This is a genomic window from Sphingobacterium pedocola, from assembly GCF_015209965.1.
Classification (GTDB): Bacteria; Bacteroidota; Bacteroidia; order Sphingobacteriales; family Sphingobacteriaceae; genus Sphingobacterium; species Sphingobacterium pedocola.
Genome location: NZ_MU158689.1, coordinates 1,647,529 through 1,662,826 on the forward strand (window position 1 = coordinate 1,647,529; position 15,298 = coordinate 1,662,826).

General features: G+C 43.8%; 10 protein-coding genes. 2 read left to right on the top strand and 8 right to left on the bottom strand.

Features of this window, described 5'->3' with window-relative positions:
- Window positions 1-60: 60 nt before the first annotated feature.
- The 4 genes from C4F40_RS06935 to C4F40_RS06950 form a co-directional block, all read right to left on the bottom strand.
- Window positions 61-1,434, bottom strand: a complete 1,374-nt coding sequence (locus C4F40_RS06935; RefSeq protein WP_196938616.1) for a RagB/SusD family nutrient uptake outer membrane protein — start codon at window positions 1,432-1,434, stop codon at window positions 61-63.
- A gap of 11 nt (window positions 1,435-1,445) precedes the next feature.
- Window positions 1,446-4,982: a SusC/RagA family TonB-linked outer membrane protein gene (locus tag C4F40_RS06940; protein ID WP_196938617.1), complete on the bottom strand. Its 3,537-nt coding sequence runs from the start codon at window positions 4,980-4,982 to the stop codon at window positions 1,446-1,448.
- A gap of 22 nt (window positions 4,983-5,004) precedes the next feature.
- On the bottom strand, window positions 5,005-6,033 hold the full coding sequence (locus C4F40_RS06945) for a FecR family protein (protein ID WP_196938618.1): 1,029 nt from the start codon (window positions 6,031-6,033) through the stop codon (window positions 5,005-5,007).
- A 158-nt stretch (window positions 6,034-6,191) separates the two neighbouring features.
- On the bottom strand, window positions 6,192-6,803 hold the full coding sequence (locus tag C4F40_RS06950) for an RNA polymerase sigma factor (RefSeq protein ID WP_196938619.1): 612 nt from the start codon (window positions 6,801-6,803) through the stop codon (window positions 6,192-6,194).
- A gap of 543 nt (window positions 6,804-7,346) precedes the next feature.
- Between C4F40_RS06950 and C4F40_RS06955 the strand changes: the two genes are divergently transcribed.
- Both C4F40_RS06955 and C4F40_RS21545 read left to right on the top strand, forming a co-directional pair.
- On the top strand, window positions 7,347-7,559 hold the full coding sequence (locus C4F40_RS06955) for a DUF4287 domain-containing protein (protein ID WP_196938620.1): 213 nt from the start codon (window positions 7,347-7,349) through the stop codon (window positions 7,557-7,559).
- 81 nt (window positions 7,560-7,640) lie between these two features.
- A complete protein-coding gene (locus C4F40_RS21545) occupies window positions 7,641-8,762 on the top strand; it encodes an ankyrin repeat domain-containing protein (RefSeq protein ID WP_231389953.1) in 1,122 nt (373 codons plus the stop codon).
- A 58-nt stretch (window positions 8,763-8,820) separates the two neighbouring features.
- On the opposite strand, the gene C4F40_RS06965 is transcribed toward C4F40_RS21545, so the two are convergent.
- From C4F40_RS06965 to C4F40_RS06980, 4 genes are all read right to left on the bottom strand, one after another.
- Window positions 8,821-10,134: a Gfo/Idh/MocA family protein gene (locus C4F40_RS06965; protein WP_196938621.1), complete on the bottom strand. Its 1,314-nt coding sequence runs from the start codon at window positions 10,132-10,134 to the stop codon at window positions 8,821-8,823.
- A 105-nt stretch (window positions 10,135-10,239) separates the two neighbouring features.
- The gene (locus tag C4F40_RS06970) at window positions 10,240-12,249 is read right to left on the bottom strand and encodes a glucosidase family protein (RefSeq protein WP_196938622.1); all 2,010 of its coding nucleotides are present in this window, start codon (window positions 12,247-12,249) and stop codon (window positions 10,240-10,242) included.
- Window positions 12,250-12,258: 9 nt separating this feature from the next.
- Complete coding sequence (locus C4F40_RS06975; RefSeq protein ID WP_196938623.1) at window positions 12,259-13,602, bottom strand: M60 family metallopeptidase; 1,344 nt, start codon at window positions 13,600-13,602, stop codon at window positions 12,259-12,261.
- Complete coding sequence (locus C4F40_RS06980; RefSeq protein ID WP_196938624.1) at window positions 13,599-15,281, bottom strand: right-handed parallel beta-helix repeat-containing protein; 1,683 nt, start codon at window positions 15,279-15,281, stop codon at window positions 13,599-13,601. The genes C4F40_RS06975 and C4F40_RS06980 overlap by 4 nt, the downstream gene beginning before the upstream one ends.
- Window positions 15,282-15,298: the final 17 nt, after the last annotated feature.

The window sequence follows — 15,298 nt, forward strand, 5'->3', positions numbered from 1 at the left end:
AAATATTCATATACACCTATATTCCAACTATCTACGACAGACACGATCCTTTCTTGCACATTATCTCGGACTTTGCCCGATTTCGGGATTAAACTGCAAATACTTATTTGCAACGGGGTAGATATACCGATTGCTGTTAATTGCTAAGACATGTTCTTGATTTTTGAACGATCTCCTGTATTCTTTGGCCAAATCGGCATCGAGGTTAAATCGACGCATATCAAGCCAACGGCGCCCTGAAACAAAGAATTCTCTTCGTCGCTCATTGACGACGGTAAGTAAGGCCTGCTCTGCCGTGTTGGCCGATAGCGCCACGTAATCTTCGGCCTTATATCGTTTCTTGCGGAGCGTATTGACGGCTTCCATGGCGAGTTCAACGTTTCCTGAACGTGCATCGACCTCAGCCTTAATCAAAAGCATTTCAGGTACACTAGGTCCCGCTTCTATACCCGATGCGCCCGTCTGCATAATCGTATGCTTTCTAGATATCTTTGCACCAACGGGCATCTGACTACTATTAAACGGTGTCTGGGTAAATACCGTACCGCGAAGATCAGTGGCATCAAATAACGCCAAAAGCACTGGATTCAGTTGTTCATTGTATTGCTGCCCCACCAGTTTCGAAAAATAAGTTTCGGGATTCGCAAATGTGAGCGGATAGCCAGCTACAGATGTCGCATAGTTTTGGAGATCTAACAGTTCGCTATTATACTGTAGCGCTTCCTCCGCATGGCTGCGCGCTGCAGTAAAATTGCGCATGTGCAAATTAACAATCGCTAACAAAGCATAAACAGCGGCTTTATTGGGGTGTCGCTTATTCGCCACGGTTGTCGGAATATCTACCAGCCCTTCTTGCAGATCCTTTACAATTTGCCCATAAACGTCGGCTACGGACGAACGGTCTAACGGAGCAAATAAAGTAGGTGTTAACAGTAACGGAACACCGATCGCCTCTGTCGCTGTCTCCGGGTTGTATATCGCGCCATATAAATTCACCAATACAAAGTAGTTATACGCACGTTGTACTTTTGCTTCAGCTAACAAGGCCTTCTTTTGCGATTCGGTGCCATCGACACTTTCCATTACACCAGCAATAACTTCATTTGCCGTATAGATCTGTTGGTAAGGACGCGACCAGTTCAAATCTTCTAACTCGTCGTTCACTAATTGTGTAGACCACGTGTAGGCCCAGCCCACAAAATCAGTCTGCTGTTGCTGATAGGCTTCGTTGCTGTACACCAAATCATCACCAGACAAAACTGGCGTATGATATGTCTGGCCAAAAACCGTATTGTTGTTTAGAAGGTATCCATAATCTGTTGTATACTTCAAATTACGCACATTAAATTGTTCAACTTCTACATAATTCCGGCAAGCGTTAAAACTAACACATGACGATCCTATCGCGACTAATAATAAATATTTAGCTTTCATGTTTCTTCTCGTTAAAAAGTGGCATTAATTGTCAAAAAATAATTTTTGGTAGGCGCCAAATTATTATAGGTATTATCACGTACGTACAGTGGATCAATCCCCATCTCATTGGCCTTCCATATGATGCCAAGATTTCGTATGGCGGCATTCACACCCAGTGATTTGAACGGCGTATGCTTTACCATGCTGGCAGGAAGATTGTAGCCTAGTGATATTTGTTGCAGACGGATATGACTTGCATCAATAACATTCAATTCCGAATCCCTATATCTGTTGAAGCTGTTGGTGTTTATATTTTTTAGCCCGGGTATATCAGTTGTTGCTTCATCACCTGGATTTCGCCAGCGATCCACTTGCAACGTATTGGTACCTATTACGCCATACTGTGTGCCTTGATACTGCGGATAATTCGCTAAGGACTGTAACCTTTTAACGTGTCCCGCCTCATACGAAATTCTTACCCCTAGGTTGATCCCTTTGTACGTGAAGGTATTCATAAATCCGCCATAGTACGGAGCCGTTGTGCGTCCCACATAAACTAGGTCTTCACGCTCAAAAAGACCTCTTCCACCTTGTGTACTTTTTATAATATCGCCATTTGCTTTCGCTACTTGCGCTTGTCCTGTCTCATCAAGCCCTGCCCACGCATACGCGTATAAATAGTCGACAGGCATTCCTTCTATATAACTACCATTGATATATTGACTTACATCGGTAATTACAAACCTGGACTCCGTCACCTCATTGGTATTGTACGAGAAATTAAACATGGAATTCCATCGAAAATTTTCCTTTCGTATAATTTCTCCGGAAACACCTAAGTCTATACCATTAGACTGCATCGTACCGCCGTTGAATTGCACAAAGGTCCAACCATAAGTCGAATTAAACGGGAAATTATAAAGGATATCCTTGCTATGTTTTTTATAGATGTCGAAATTAACGTTCAACCGATTATTCAAGATAGAAAAATCCAGTCCATAGTTTTGGGTATATACCTTCTCCCATCCTACCTCAGGATTGGCCGGATTAGCGATAGATGCTGGAATATCACCCGTCTGGTTGTCCCTTCCTTCGATATTTATAACCGTAGCATTAGAACCTCCCGCCGGAATCGTCCCTCCGACACCATAGGTTACCCGAAGGTTTAATGCACTAAGCCATTGCTGTTGCGCTAGGAATTCCTCTGCTTTCAAATTCCACTTTGCGCCAGCGGACCAAAGCGGTCTTGCTCTTTTGGCCCTAGAAATACCCACCATCGTCAAATCGTCGAAACGCGCACTACCAGAAACGATATATTTTCCGTTAAGAAAAGACAATGCGGCATTGGAATAATATGACATCTTGCGTAAGTTAGGCCTTCCAATTGACCCATCAGATACAGAAATACTTTGCTCCCATCCCTCAATCCCCATAAAACTGCCTATTTGATTATAAGAAGCGGAGGTGTACGTGTCTTCGTTAAATCCATAACGTGTCTGCTGATAGTTAATCCCGGTCTGTGAACTTATTTCTCCCCCAAAAAGCATATTTAAGTTTACGAAGTCACCCCAAGATTTATCGATGTTCCCTTGAAGACGTAGATTATACAAGGTAGAATTTTCATTACGCATGACCATTCGTCCTCCCTGAACAAAATTTCGCGTAAACGTATCATCCTGAAAATTCACTGTAGTATAATAATTTAAGAAGTCGCGCATGCTATAGCTGTTCAGTTCGTCTAGTTGACTACTTTCAGCTAGGGTTCTTTGCAACATACCAGACAAGCTGACACTTGCCCAACTATTGACTTTGGCATCCAATTGCGAATTAATACGAAATCTGTTATCACCCGTATTATACCCGTTATAATCCAACTCATCTATCGCATTATACGTCCAATCGTATAAACCTATTTTATAAAAATCAGCTGCTACCGCATCTGTAAATTTTAAGGATCTGCGCATCCTATTTCCATTTGCATCTACCAACAGTTCATATGGTCTTAACGCTTCAGGTCCGTTTCCCAAGGTATTGGCCGCTACTTGATTGGAATAATTCTTAGTATATGTGTAGTTCACCCCAGTAGATAGACGGAGTCGTTGATCCCAAAAATTAGTCGTTACGTTAGAATTCACAAAAAATGATTGTGCTTTATTCGATTTAAAGACTGGTACGTCATTCGAATAATTACCGGATATCATATAAGTCGTGCGTGCATTTCCACCTGATACCGATAGATTGTGTTGCTGCGTAACCGCATTCCGTAACAAGTACTTTCCTATCTGAGAAGTATTATCGATATTAGATAGCCTTTCTAGTTCCGTATCTAACTCTTGTGCGCTAATCTCGTTTTTCTGCGCTTTGTACATCCATTGTATCGCTTCACTGGTAGGTCGATTTGAATTAAATTGCTGCCAGCTGGGGTACCAGATTTCGGGATCCTGCATCCAACCGTATTCGAAGAGTTCCTTTTCGAAATCCACGTAATCTCTGCTCGACATCCTATTGATATTACGTAAATCGGCAGGAGAAGATATACTCAAATTGGTACTAAAAGAGATAGTAGGTTCACTGATGCGTCCCTTTTTTGTCTCGATTACAATAACACCGTTGGCTGCTTGCGCTCCCCAAATAGAAGCTGCTGCTGCGTCCTTTAGCACGGTAATACTTTCGATATCTGCCGGATTGAATCGATTTAAAATGGAGTTATTTGCAAACTGTGTTGTATTTTCAACGAGATTTTGGTCAATTGCGGGAAATCCGTCGATAACAATCAAAGGATTTCTGACATTATTACCTGATCCAAATGTATTAACCCCTCTCACTGTAATGCTATTTTTTACTAAATCAACCTGTACACCTGGAATCATGCCCTCGATGCGCTCTAGAAGATTCACCGCAGGAACCTCTTTTAGTTCCTTTGCCGTAATCTGTCCGAAAGCTCCTGTAGCCCTTTCCTTCGATAATTTCTGATATCCAGTAGACAGCACTTCAACCTCCTCCAATTGATTTATCACCTGTCCCATGGAGACATCAATCTGCGTATCGTTGCCGATCACGCGTCGCTGAGGCTGTAAGCCTACCGAGGAAAACGTAAGCGCCTGTGCTGGCAGCGTTAAGCGCAGCGTATACCGGCCGTCGCTGCTTGTGGACACGCCACTACGGACACCAACCCCGTCCGGGAGAACCGTCACCCCTACTAACGGTTTACCGTTGCTATCTTTCACCGTACCCGTGATTACCTTCCAATACCGATTACCTTCCCCGTCATCTTTCGAACGGCTGTCTCGGATAATGGTATAGTAGTCTCTCTGCACATATAAAAATAAAAAGCCACTGGGGTATAAAATTTCCTTTAACACCGACTCGACAGGCGTATTTTTATTTTTCGGGAGTAGCTCAGCATTTACCTGCGCATCACGTAATAACCCTTCCTCATAGGAAAACTTCGTTCCATAGATCCGGGTTACCTCGTTTAACGCTTGTCCAAGGCTCACCTTCCTTTGGGCATATCCACCGCTGCAGACCAGCAGGAAGATAAAAAGCATCAGTAATTTTGATTTCATAAATGTTAATTAATTGTACTTATTATTTTGAATTGATGGTTATTTCCTTGTCCTTAACACGGATATTGACATCCATCGTGTGCTTCAACACGAAAAGAATATCTTTCACGTTGGTCATCGGAATCGTACCCGTGAGCCTTTTTTCCAACAGGCCGGAATCCGCTAGCACAACCTTATACCCGTAGTTATCTTCGAGCACTTCCACAATATTGGACAAGTTGGCGTGTTCGATATCCAGTTCTCCCCGAGTCCAAGACGATACCTTGGCCACATCTTTCTCTAGCACTGTTTCGGTTTTAGCAGATCTATCGTATACAAATGTTTCACCGGGTTTCAATATTTTTTCGAGGCCATTTCCTCCCGTAATCTGCAAACTTCCTTCGATGAGTGTTACCTCCACGCGACCACGGCGTTCTTTGACATTAAATTTCGTTCCCAGAACGGTAAGAGATAGATCGGCCACTCGCACCACGAATCGATCATTTTCCCGTAGGCGATTGCGCACGGCAGTATGCTTCACTTCAAACATGGCTTCACCGGTGAGCCATACCTCCCTCGGTTTATCCGATTTCCAGTCCCGCACATACGATAGAGTCGAATTGCTATTCAAATCGATCAGGGATTCGTCTGGCAAAAGCACTTCCCGACGTTGACCGAAGCTCGTTTTCGTGCTTTTGGTACCAAATTGATTTACTTCATAAAATAGCATCACCGCGAGGAAGACCGCTGCTGCGGCTGCAGACCAACGTATTACCGTCTGTATACGCTGTACCCTGGCCTGTCGACGTGCATATTGCGGTATCCGATCTTGAATCCCCCGCCAGCACAGCTCCAAGCTACCTTCAGCACGCTTCACGGGCTGCTGTTTTATCAGTACGATCCAGCTTAGCGCCCGGTCCATTTCGGGAAGAAGTTCCGGATAAGCAACGCCCAGCTCTTGCCAGAACTGCTGATCCTCCTCGCGCGGTGATCCTGCGCTTGCGGAAAAAAATTCATCCTGAAAAAAGTCTATCGCTTTAAAATTCTGATATGTCGAAAACGTGGCTTTCATGTGCTGCTTTATTATAGTATACCTGAATGATGAAAATTACCCCAATGAATTTCAATTATTTTTATTTTTTTTCTACGAACAGTAAAAGAATCTCAACGTATCTGACAAAAGATTGTCAAACAGCAAAATCGTAGCATAGTAAGAAGCAAAGTGGAAACCTAAGATTTCAAGATATTCGTCGCCTTCAGATGGCCGATAAGCGCAAGAAGGGCAAGCAGATTTACCTTACCGATGTATTTGCGTAAACTATCCATCGCACGATAAAAAAGTTTGTAGGTGTCTTTGACAGAGAGTCCCATCACGTCCGCAATTTCTTCGTACGTCATTTCTTCAAAATACCGGAGGTGGATTATTTCCCGTTGCCTCGGCGACATTTTATCCAACGCTAGGGCAAGTTGCTGCTGTATTTCGGCGAGCCGCTCCTTTCGCATCAAATCTACATCGACGGGCAGTTCGATGTCAAACGGTAGCTTTTCAGACGTTAGCGTGTTTATGCTGAAGAAACGGTTAGCCCGCTCCAGTTTACGGGATAGCATACGGCGAAAGGATTTAAATAGGTAATTTTTGACCGAGGCCGTAGCGCCTAGTGTCTCCCGGTTATACCATAGCTTTACAAAAAGCTCCTGTACGCAATCATCTATTAGGTTTTCATCCTGCGTAAACTTATAGCCGTAGTTGAACAATAGCGATTGATACCGCTCAAAAATACGTTTGAACGATGTTTCATCGCCCATGCGAAACATTTCCCACCACTGTGATTCATCTTCCATTTCGAAAGTCTAGGACACCCCAATAATTTATTATGATCAGATGATGGTCCATCAAGCCAGCATCTTTTCCTTGTATACGGTTGTTCAAACATATAAAAAATGCTTTGTATTTACGAATTCCGTCTCAGAAAAACAGCAGTTGGGCTACACCTTACCGTGCAACGATCCGTCTAGCACCGTCGGTGCAGGTGTCGTTACCACCAAAAAAAAGCCGTTATCACTTTCGCGACCAGCGTTCTAGCCTGCGGTCAGCTTCCCCATGCGGTAACCACCAGTTGCCGGGCACCTCCATGATCCCAGTGTTCGCACAGGTAGATGCCTTGCAGGAAGAATCTCCACCACATTTTTAGTAATCAGGTGAAATCCCCTGGGCTTAGCTGCGACCCGCAGTGTATGTTGGTATATCTTCATATCGAGTTCTCTGTTTACTTATCTAAGATCGACAAATTTAGAGCGCTCCAAAGCAACAATGACAAACGACATTTAAAAAAATATCTCGTATATTTACTATTACGAATCAAACAACACCAAACATAAATTACAATGTCATTTCAAGCGTATATTGACAACATTCAGAAAAAAACTGGAAAGTCTCCGGAAGACTTCAAAAAACTGGCCGAAGAAAAAGGATTTCTGGAAAATGGCGATCTGACGGTAAAAGCAACACAGATCACCAATTGGCTAAAAGAAGAATTTGAATTGGGACACGGACACGCCATGGCCATCTACGCTTCACTCAAAGGCAAGACCGAGTAGCGCGAACGATGCCCTTCGTTGCCAAACGGACCTGAGGTTTTCAAGGCATACATTTAGTTTTGCATTACGATAATAAGTTTTATGATAGCAATGGCTTCCATCTTCAAAAAAAACAGTACACATAAGATCATGTGCCTCTTTGTGGCGCTGATCGCATCGTCGTATGCTACTGCACAGCTAAAAGATTCAGATAAGGCACATTTCGTTGATACAGCTACATTTCGCGGCCCGTTTTACATTAACTTTTTGAATACCACAGTGGCCGAGTATGTAGAAAGATTAAAGAAAACCGATATTGAAGGAACTGCCGTTGCCATCAACCTCTTGTCGTTAGTTAACCAGGCTCCCAGCAGGTGGATCCAGAAAAAGGAGCTGGCGTACTTGATGAAACTTATCGACAGTGAAGAACCGGCCAAATGCGCCGTCAGCGTACTTGCTTCAACACTGCCTTTAAAGGATTCAGCGACAATTGGTGGTCATGCCATGGATTTGATTGATGCCTACCGATTAGGAAAAAAATACCCCGCTTTCCTAACCAGCTGCCCTAAGACAGATTCGGTGCGAAAAGCCGAAATAAAAACCTGGTGGGAAGCAAAGTTTAGTAACCAAAAACAAATCGCGATGAACACAGCCGAAATTATAAAACTCGTTGAGACCAACGATCTAACTGCCGTACAAAAAGCACTGGAAAACCGTGTAAATGTCAACACAACAGACAATAGCCAACGTTCGCTTTTATTGATCGCTACCAATAACCGACTTGTCGATATGGCCGAGCTACTGGTCGCACATGGCGCTGACGTCAATCAGCAGGCAGACAATAAGGACAGTCCATTTCTATACGCAGGTGCCAGCGGGCAAACCGAGTTGGTACAGTTGTATCTGGAAAACGGGGCTAAGTTTAACGTATTCAACCGTTACCATGGCTCGGCACTTATTCCGGCCTGTGAACGTGGTCATGTAGAAACCGTTCGCTTGCTTGCCAATACCAAAAACTATCCGATTGATCATATCAACCGGTTAGGCTGGACGGCATTATTGGAGGCGGTGATCCTGGGAGATGGCGGTGCCACTTACCAAGAGATCGTACAGATCCTTAAAGATGCAGGCGCTAAGCTGGATATACCGGATCACGATGGCGTCACTTCACTCCAACACGCGCATCGCAAAGGTTTTACGGCTATTGCCAAATTGCTTCAGTAGTACACCGCGCAGGAAGGCTTATTTCCCTCTTACCCAGGTTTGCGTAGAGTTTCGTTCTTTAAATGAATGGCTCTGTGACGATACCAGGCTTTGCCACAGGATAAAAGCCATTTTCATCAGGCAGAACCTTAGGATTAGCCGTCCAGGCATACACATCAGGAGAAAGGTCTATGTTGGATTGCAGAGCTTGATCCCAATTGATCACTTTACCCGTATAACAAGCCAATCGACCAATAATACCTGTCAATGTGCTGTAAGCTGAAAATTCGATATCTTGAAACCTATGCTCTCCTTTCGCGATGGCATCAAATAACTCTACGTGTTCTTGTGCGTACGGATTTGGATCGCCTTTCGCGTTATGTCTGAAAATTTCATTTCCTTTGTCATCCCATAAAATAGCTTGATTACCAGCGGATATATAGGCACGGCCCCTCGTCGCTTGAAAAGTTTCATCTACTCGATTATGTATCCCCTCAAAATGACGGCATTGACTGTACATAACAGAACCATCATCATATGTCAACTCTATCGCAAAATTATCATAAATCTCGCCATATTCCTTACCTGTGCGATGTGCCCTTGAACCCGTACCTTGGATCGAAACCGGATACTTCTGTTTGATCCAATTGGCAACATCCAACTGATGCACATGCTGCTCAACGATATGGTCACCACATAACCAGTTGAAATAATACCAATTTCGCATCTGATATTCCATCTCCGTTTGCTGCGGTTCACGGGGCCTCACCCATACTCCTCCACTATTCCAATACACCTGGCCTGCCACTACATTACCTATTAATCCATCGTGTATTCTTTTTACAGCTTCCTTATAATTATTTTGGAATCTTCGTTGTAAACCAACCACCACGTTCAGCTTTTTCTGTTTCGCCACCTTTGCAGCTTCTAATACGCGACGTACCCCCGGGATATCAACTGCCACAGGCTTTTCCAGGAACGCGTGCTTTCCCTGTCGCACCACCTCTTCAAAATGTAGAGGCCGAAAACCGGGAGGAGTAGTCAATATAACCACATCAGCATCCTGAATAGCGGACTTATATGCATCAAAACCTACATACTTTCTTGAATCGGGAACATCAATCTTGTCACCATACTTCTTTAAAAGGTTGTCGTAAGATGTTTTGATATTTTCCTGAAAAGCATCCGCCATCGCAACCAATTTGACACGTTGGCCAGACTCGAATGCGTTGACGACGGCACCCGTACCTCGTCCCCCGCATCCGATCAATGCTATTTTAATGTGATCATCCACACCTGACAACACCGAAGGTATCGATGCTGTCCCTGTTAGCGATATCCCTGCCATGATAGAAGACGATTTGATAAAATCACGGCGATTAAATTCTTTCATATTGAATAACTTATTTTTTAAAATAACTTTTATTAATCTTGAATACGAATGTTCTGCACTATTTTCACCGCGCCCGAAACACAGTGTGTATCGCAGAGACAAAATTTAAAATGTCACGACAACCTCTTTACCGGCGATACTGCTATAGGTTTTCGTAGGCTTGCCTACGCCAGAGATTATAATTTTCAATCCATTTTTAGTTGTTCTCACCACCTCTATATCATATGGACTATCCGAACAGGCCCACACGTTTTTCAAACTAATGTTGTCCCAGTCCTCCGGCAATTGCGGATTAAGTGTAAAACTGCGAAAACCTGTGGGACGAAAACCGAACATCCCTTCCGTGATGACGCGACAGTATAATCCACTTTCGGCAGACAAATGCCTTTGGCTACCTTCAGGCCAGGCCTCTATGGCATACGGCACGTGATCTCCGAGAAGCCTTTCCGTAGAATAGTGTTTGAGATAAGCCGTTGCAGTATCACTTTCGCCAGCACTATATACCCCACGGAGTGCATACAATGTCGAACGATCCCAAAATGTTTCCGTTCCTGCTTGCGTCAGCAACCCATTTTTTGTCCACAACCGCGGTGAGAACAACGCCTGTATAGACCCCTCTTTACGTTCATTAATTCCAACAGTCAGGGGCACACAAATCCAGGAGCGTAACACCGTATTTCCATCATAATAACGATAGGTTTCAAATCCTTCCACATTGCTTCCAAAGTATTTTTCGATATTTTTTCTCAACGCTACAGCTTCCTGCAGATATCGCTTGGCATATGTCTTAGGCTTTCCCAATTCCTTTGCGAGGTAAGAAGCAGATATCAACGCATCGTAATATAGACTAGAGGTAGACAAGTTTGCCTGCCCTGCAGGAAACCGCCCTTCGAGTTCATCGCTATCCGATGCCACCACCCCATCTTTCGTTATTTTCCGTTTACAGAATTCTAAACACCATTCGATCAAACTCCATAATTCCGCAGCTTCAGCCCTATCTGCCCGCTCCAGTGCGTACCGGGCTGCACCATAGGCAATCATCGCTCCATCGCCCCGGTCGCCCGCCCCGTGCCAAATATCATCTCCCTCAGCAATAATAGAGCTCGGGATGGGTCGATAATCTGTATTCATAAATCGAGCAAAGTGACGAAAGGAATTGATGGCAGATAAATTTGCCGTTCGATACCCCATGAACGGAAAAAGAGGATTTACATACTCTGCCTGATCATTGGCCCATATCGCCGCATAATAAGCCTCACCTCCGGGACCGTGCATGTAGCCTCCCTTGGTCTTAAATATACTTTCTGCCGCTCTGATCTTGGCAAACGCAAACATGGTATTTATCACTTCATCCGGAGAAGTGAATACAAGATTATCCCACATTTGCCGGACAAACGCTTCTCTTTTTTGTTCCTCAACCCCATTGTCTATTTCATCTTGGGCCTGCCCCTCTTTATAAGCACCCACCGAGGTCTCTATAGTAACACTTTCGCCGGCCTTTAATGTATATACACCCCCATTATGAATGGATAAGATCTGGGTATAGATGCCATCTACCCCGTGTTCATTTGGACTTTTGTAAACCCGCTTTTGCATAGGGACTGATAGCATCATCTCCTTATTCGTGATATTTTTGACAATTATACGGTGACATAATACCGGTAAGGTTGTCGATGGAAAGTATCGCTGTACAATCTCGACGCTGGGCTTCTGCTCATTGCCTATGTAAAACTCACTTAAAGCCGTCAATCGTCCATCCAACGAAATAGACTTCACTTTCTCCCGAGAAAACAACTTTCCATCCACGGTAAAGGATGCAGGATAATCTGTCGTATATTTCTGCATCAAACTACCATGTGTATTATTTGGAATTTTACGCAGCAGGGGCCACACCAGCGACATTTCCATTTTAAGCGATCCATCCTCACGTACCCCGTACCTTAATACGGTAGAAACCTGCTCTCCGCTCATCTCAATATGGTCATAATGTGGAATTCGCTCATCTACTTGCCATACAATAGATTTATCATCAGCTATTTTCCATCGTAAATCTTGGGCAGATAACGATAAAGTCAGACAAAAAATCAGAATGAAAACTATGCTATTTTTATACATTTCTAGGTCTTATATATTGTCTTTAATCACCTGCAATTCCTGCTCTGAATACGTTTCCTTCACATCCCTCTCTGCATATTTGCTAAGCGTTTCCAAAAAGATATTGAACTTTTTCCAATTCGTCACGTTGTTAGGATTGGGTTTGGAATAGAACTCCCTGAAGGCCTTTTCAAAAGGCGCCCAGCCAATTTGATTTTGTAGACGTATCAGCGTGTACATCACCGCATCATGCGAATATGTCCCGCGGGCTATTGTATTATCATACGAGTCGCCTCCGTCCGTTTTGAAATATTCAATGGCTTGGGCTCCGTCATAGTATTTTCCCCCATTAGAAAAACGGCCATTTAGTTTATCTAGCGCGTAGTACAATCGGAAGTTGGCAAACATCTCATCATTCCAGTTCCAGTTCGCATCAGATCCATTATACTTTCCATCACCCGAATTAAAGTTATGCCCGATTTCGTGCATCATACCAAAACTCCAGTCATTGTGATCTTCAAAATTACGCAGCATCGGTACCACACCGTTTAATGTCACCCGGATTGGATTACCGGCCAATCCCCAGGCTCCAATGCTTGGATAAGGCGCATAGATGTTTGTTTTTGTTTGACCGTACGGATTAGCTCCAACCAATTCGACATACTGCTCATACACCCTGTCCATCGTTGCCAGCCAAGCATCAATCGAACCCGCCTTGACCGAATTGGCATGTTCGCGGCTGATCCGTAATCGCATGTATTTAGATTCTTGAGCAATATAATCTGCTTCTGCAACCTTAAGATTGCTAAAGTAAACCGTTCCAGATGAGGTCTGCCCATTGATGCCTAAACTAACACACAACCGAGCTACACCGAGATGATCCGTTAGGAATGTTCGCGATACATTAGTCTTTTGTTGCGTACCCTTAACATACTCTGCTGTGTCCCACCATTCGCCCATCAGTGTGATAGTCGCTCCTTTGTCACCAGTTACCCCTAACGTACGGATGTCAGCAGAAAAACGATAAACCGTGTTGGGTTTCAACGTTACCGACAACCAAGAGTTAGAACAGACTGATCCTTTTATCGTCGATACTTTTAATGTTAAATCTTCTGGCGTTTTCTTTTCATTACTCCAAATATACTCGGCTGTTCCACCGTTAAATGTCTCATGTTTCCACTGCTCACTCGAGTAGATCCACACCAAATCCGGATAGTTCTCCGGTGTCATTTCCTTTGTATCCGGCGGTTTTGGTGGAGGCGGCTGCGGTATTTCCGTATCGTTCTGAGGGGTAGATTTTGTACAGGCCGACAGCCCACTTGTTAAAAAGCTAATCGACCATAAGGCATTTATAAAAAACAATAAAACTCTCATTTCTTTTTAATTTTTATATCATTTGATGATTTAATATATACATCCATTTCACAGTTTGATACTGTATTTCCTGTAAGCAAGGCTCCGCTCGTATTACCGATATATATGCCGCAGAGATTCCCTGATCCGACAATCACATTATTTTCGATACGAATGTTCTTATGCAAAAAAGTTCTGCGCGTATTCTTTGCATCAATAATAAACGCGATTCCCGAAGCGCCGCCCTGCGTACCGGCAAAACCACACCCACTGATGACATTATCTCTGATAACTACATTTTCGGAATGCGTACCTTCATTCCACCACGATTCCGCACCAACGTGTATGGCTGTGTTTGAACAGCCGTTGAAACGGTTATTTTCGATCAGTACATCCCGCGTCTTCACGAGTATACCGCGTGCCAGATGACTGTTGATAACAGAATTAACAAACTCCAATCGCGGCAATTTTGAAATATTCATTACAAAATAGTTGGCAGGATCAATTTCAAGTCGACGATCTAAGGTAAGCGTATTGATCAACATCTGCTTGTCTTCAGCAGCATGCTGCACGGTGAAGGTGTCTACCACCTCAAGAGTTTCTCTATTCACGAGTTCCAGGCGATCTCCCACACGTGGGAGATCTATTACCTGGATGTGTGTAAACGTTGGCGCTTCCAGCTTCGTCGTAATTTGATTGTCTTTTGCTGTCAGCACCGTATGGTAATACCCATGTACATTTGTTGCATCATCACCCTGCGCTTCGAAATAGCAGTTGTCAAATCTTAAGAGCCCATCACAACTCGCAAAGTGTGTAGCATCCGTATTCGTCGATTGATAATACCCCGGCGCCGGACGGACTTCTAATTTTTCCAGCAGTATATTACGGCTGTCAAACCCTACTACACCCATCCCTGCCTGTGCATGAATGGTGACATTCCGAATGACCGTATTTACGCTGCGATGTATCAATATAGCTGGGCGAAAGTGAAAGCAATGCAAAACGTTCGCAATTTGCCCCACTGTTTCTGGACTTATTTTTGCGTGAAACCGAACCCTATTATCCCCCAGGAGCTCTCTTTTAGGGAAATAAAGAACATCCGGCGTGAGCTTATCTTTTTGCAGGTCCCAAAATGTCATTCTGCCCAGTATCATCTTATCATCGATGATTCTTTCTTTCGAAAACTGAACTTCAAAATCATGAGGCGATACCTTAACAACCTTACCCGAAGAAAAGGGCTTTTCTGGGTAATCTATCGTTAAACCTTCTACCGTAAAATCGACACAGTCTTCAATAGATATGGGTTCCATCCATCCATAACAGTTAATCTTAGCACCGTTTCCCTCTATGGTAATGCATTGTGAACCCGAAAAATCCATCCCTATTCCATAGGGATAATAAGGTGTAAAAATTACGCGCTCTGGGTTATCTCCCATTTCTCCCCTCATCGCTGCACGTTCCGTTTCGATACCTTGTGTGTTTTTCAGGATATACGCTCCAGGCGAAAAAACCAACACCGTCCCCGGATTATCGCGACAATACTGAGCAGCTTTAGCGAGGGCCTTCGAGTCATCTTTTGCATCATTTGCCATTGCACCAAATTCCGCTATATCTACCCGTTTTTGCTCCAATCCCGACGCCCTGAATGGTAAGCTCCACATCAGCAATAAGAATGGCGCCAGCCATAAATTTATTTTCATGGTTATATTCAATTAGA

Coding starts and splice junctions, on each gene's coding strand:
- C4F40_RS06935 (WP_196938616.1), bottom strand. CDS start 1,434: ATGAAAGCTAAATATTTATTATTAGTCGCGATAGGATCGTCATGTGTT.
- C4F40_RS06940 (WP_196938617.1), bottom strand. CDS start 4,982: ATGAAATCAAAATTACTGATGCTTTTTATCTTCCTGCTGGTCTGCAGC.
- C4F40_RS06945 (WP_196938618.1), bottom strand. CDS start 6,033: ATGAAAGCCACGTTTTCGACATATCAGAATTTTAAAGCGATAGACTTT.
- C4F40_RS06950 (WP_196938619.1), bottom strand. CDS start 6,803: ATGGAAGATGAATCACAGTGGTGGGAAATGTTTCGCATGGGCGATGAA.
- C4F40_RS06955 (WP_196938620.1), top strand. CDS start 7,347: ATGTCATTTCAAGCGTATATTGACAACATTCAGAAAAAAACTGGAAAG.
- C4F40_RS21545 (WP_231389953.1), top strand. CDS start 7,641: ATGATAGCAATGGCTTCCATCTTCAAAAAAAACAGTACACATAAGATC.
- C4F40_RS06965 (WP_196938621.1), bottom strand. CDS start 10,134: ATGAAAGAATTTAATCGCCGTGATTTTATCAAATCGTCTTCTATCATG.
- C4F40_RS06970 (WP_196938622.1), bottom strand. CDS start 12,249: ATGTATAAAAATAGCATAGTTTTCATTCTGATTTTTTGTCTGACTTTA.
- C4F40_RS06975 (WP_196938623.1), bottom strand. CDS start 13,602: ATGAGAGTTTTATTGTTTTTTATAAATGCCTTATGGTCGATTAGCTTT.
- C4F40_RS06980 (WP_196938624.1), bottom strand. CDS start 15,281: ATGAAAATAAATTTATGGCTGGCGCCATTCTTATTGCTGATGTGGAGC.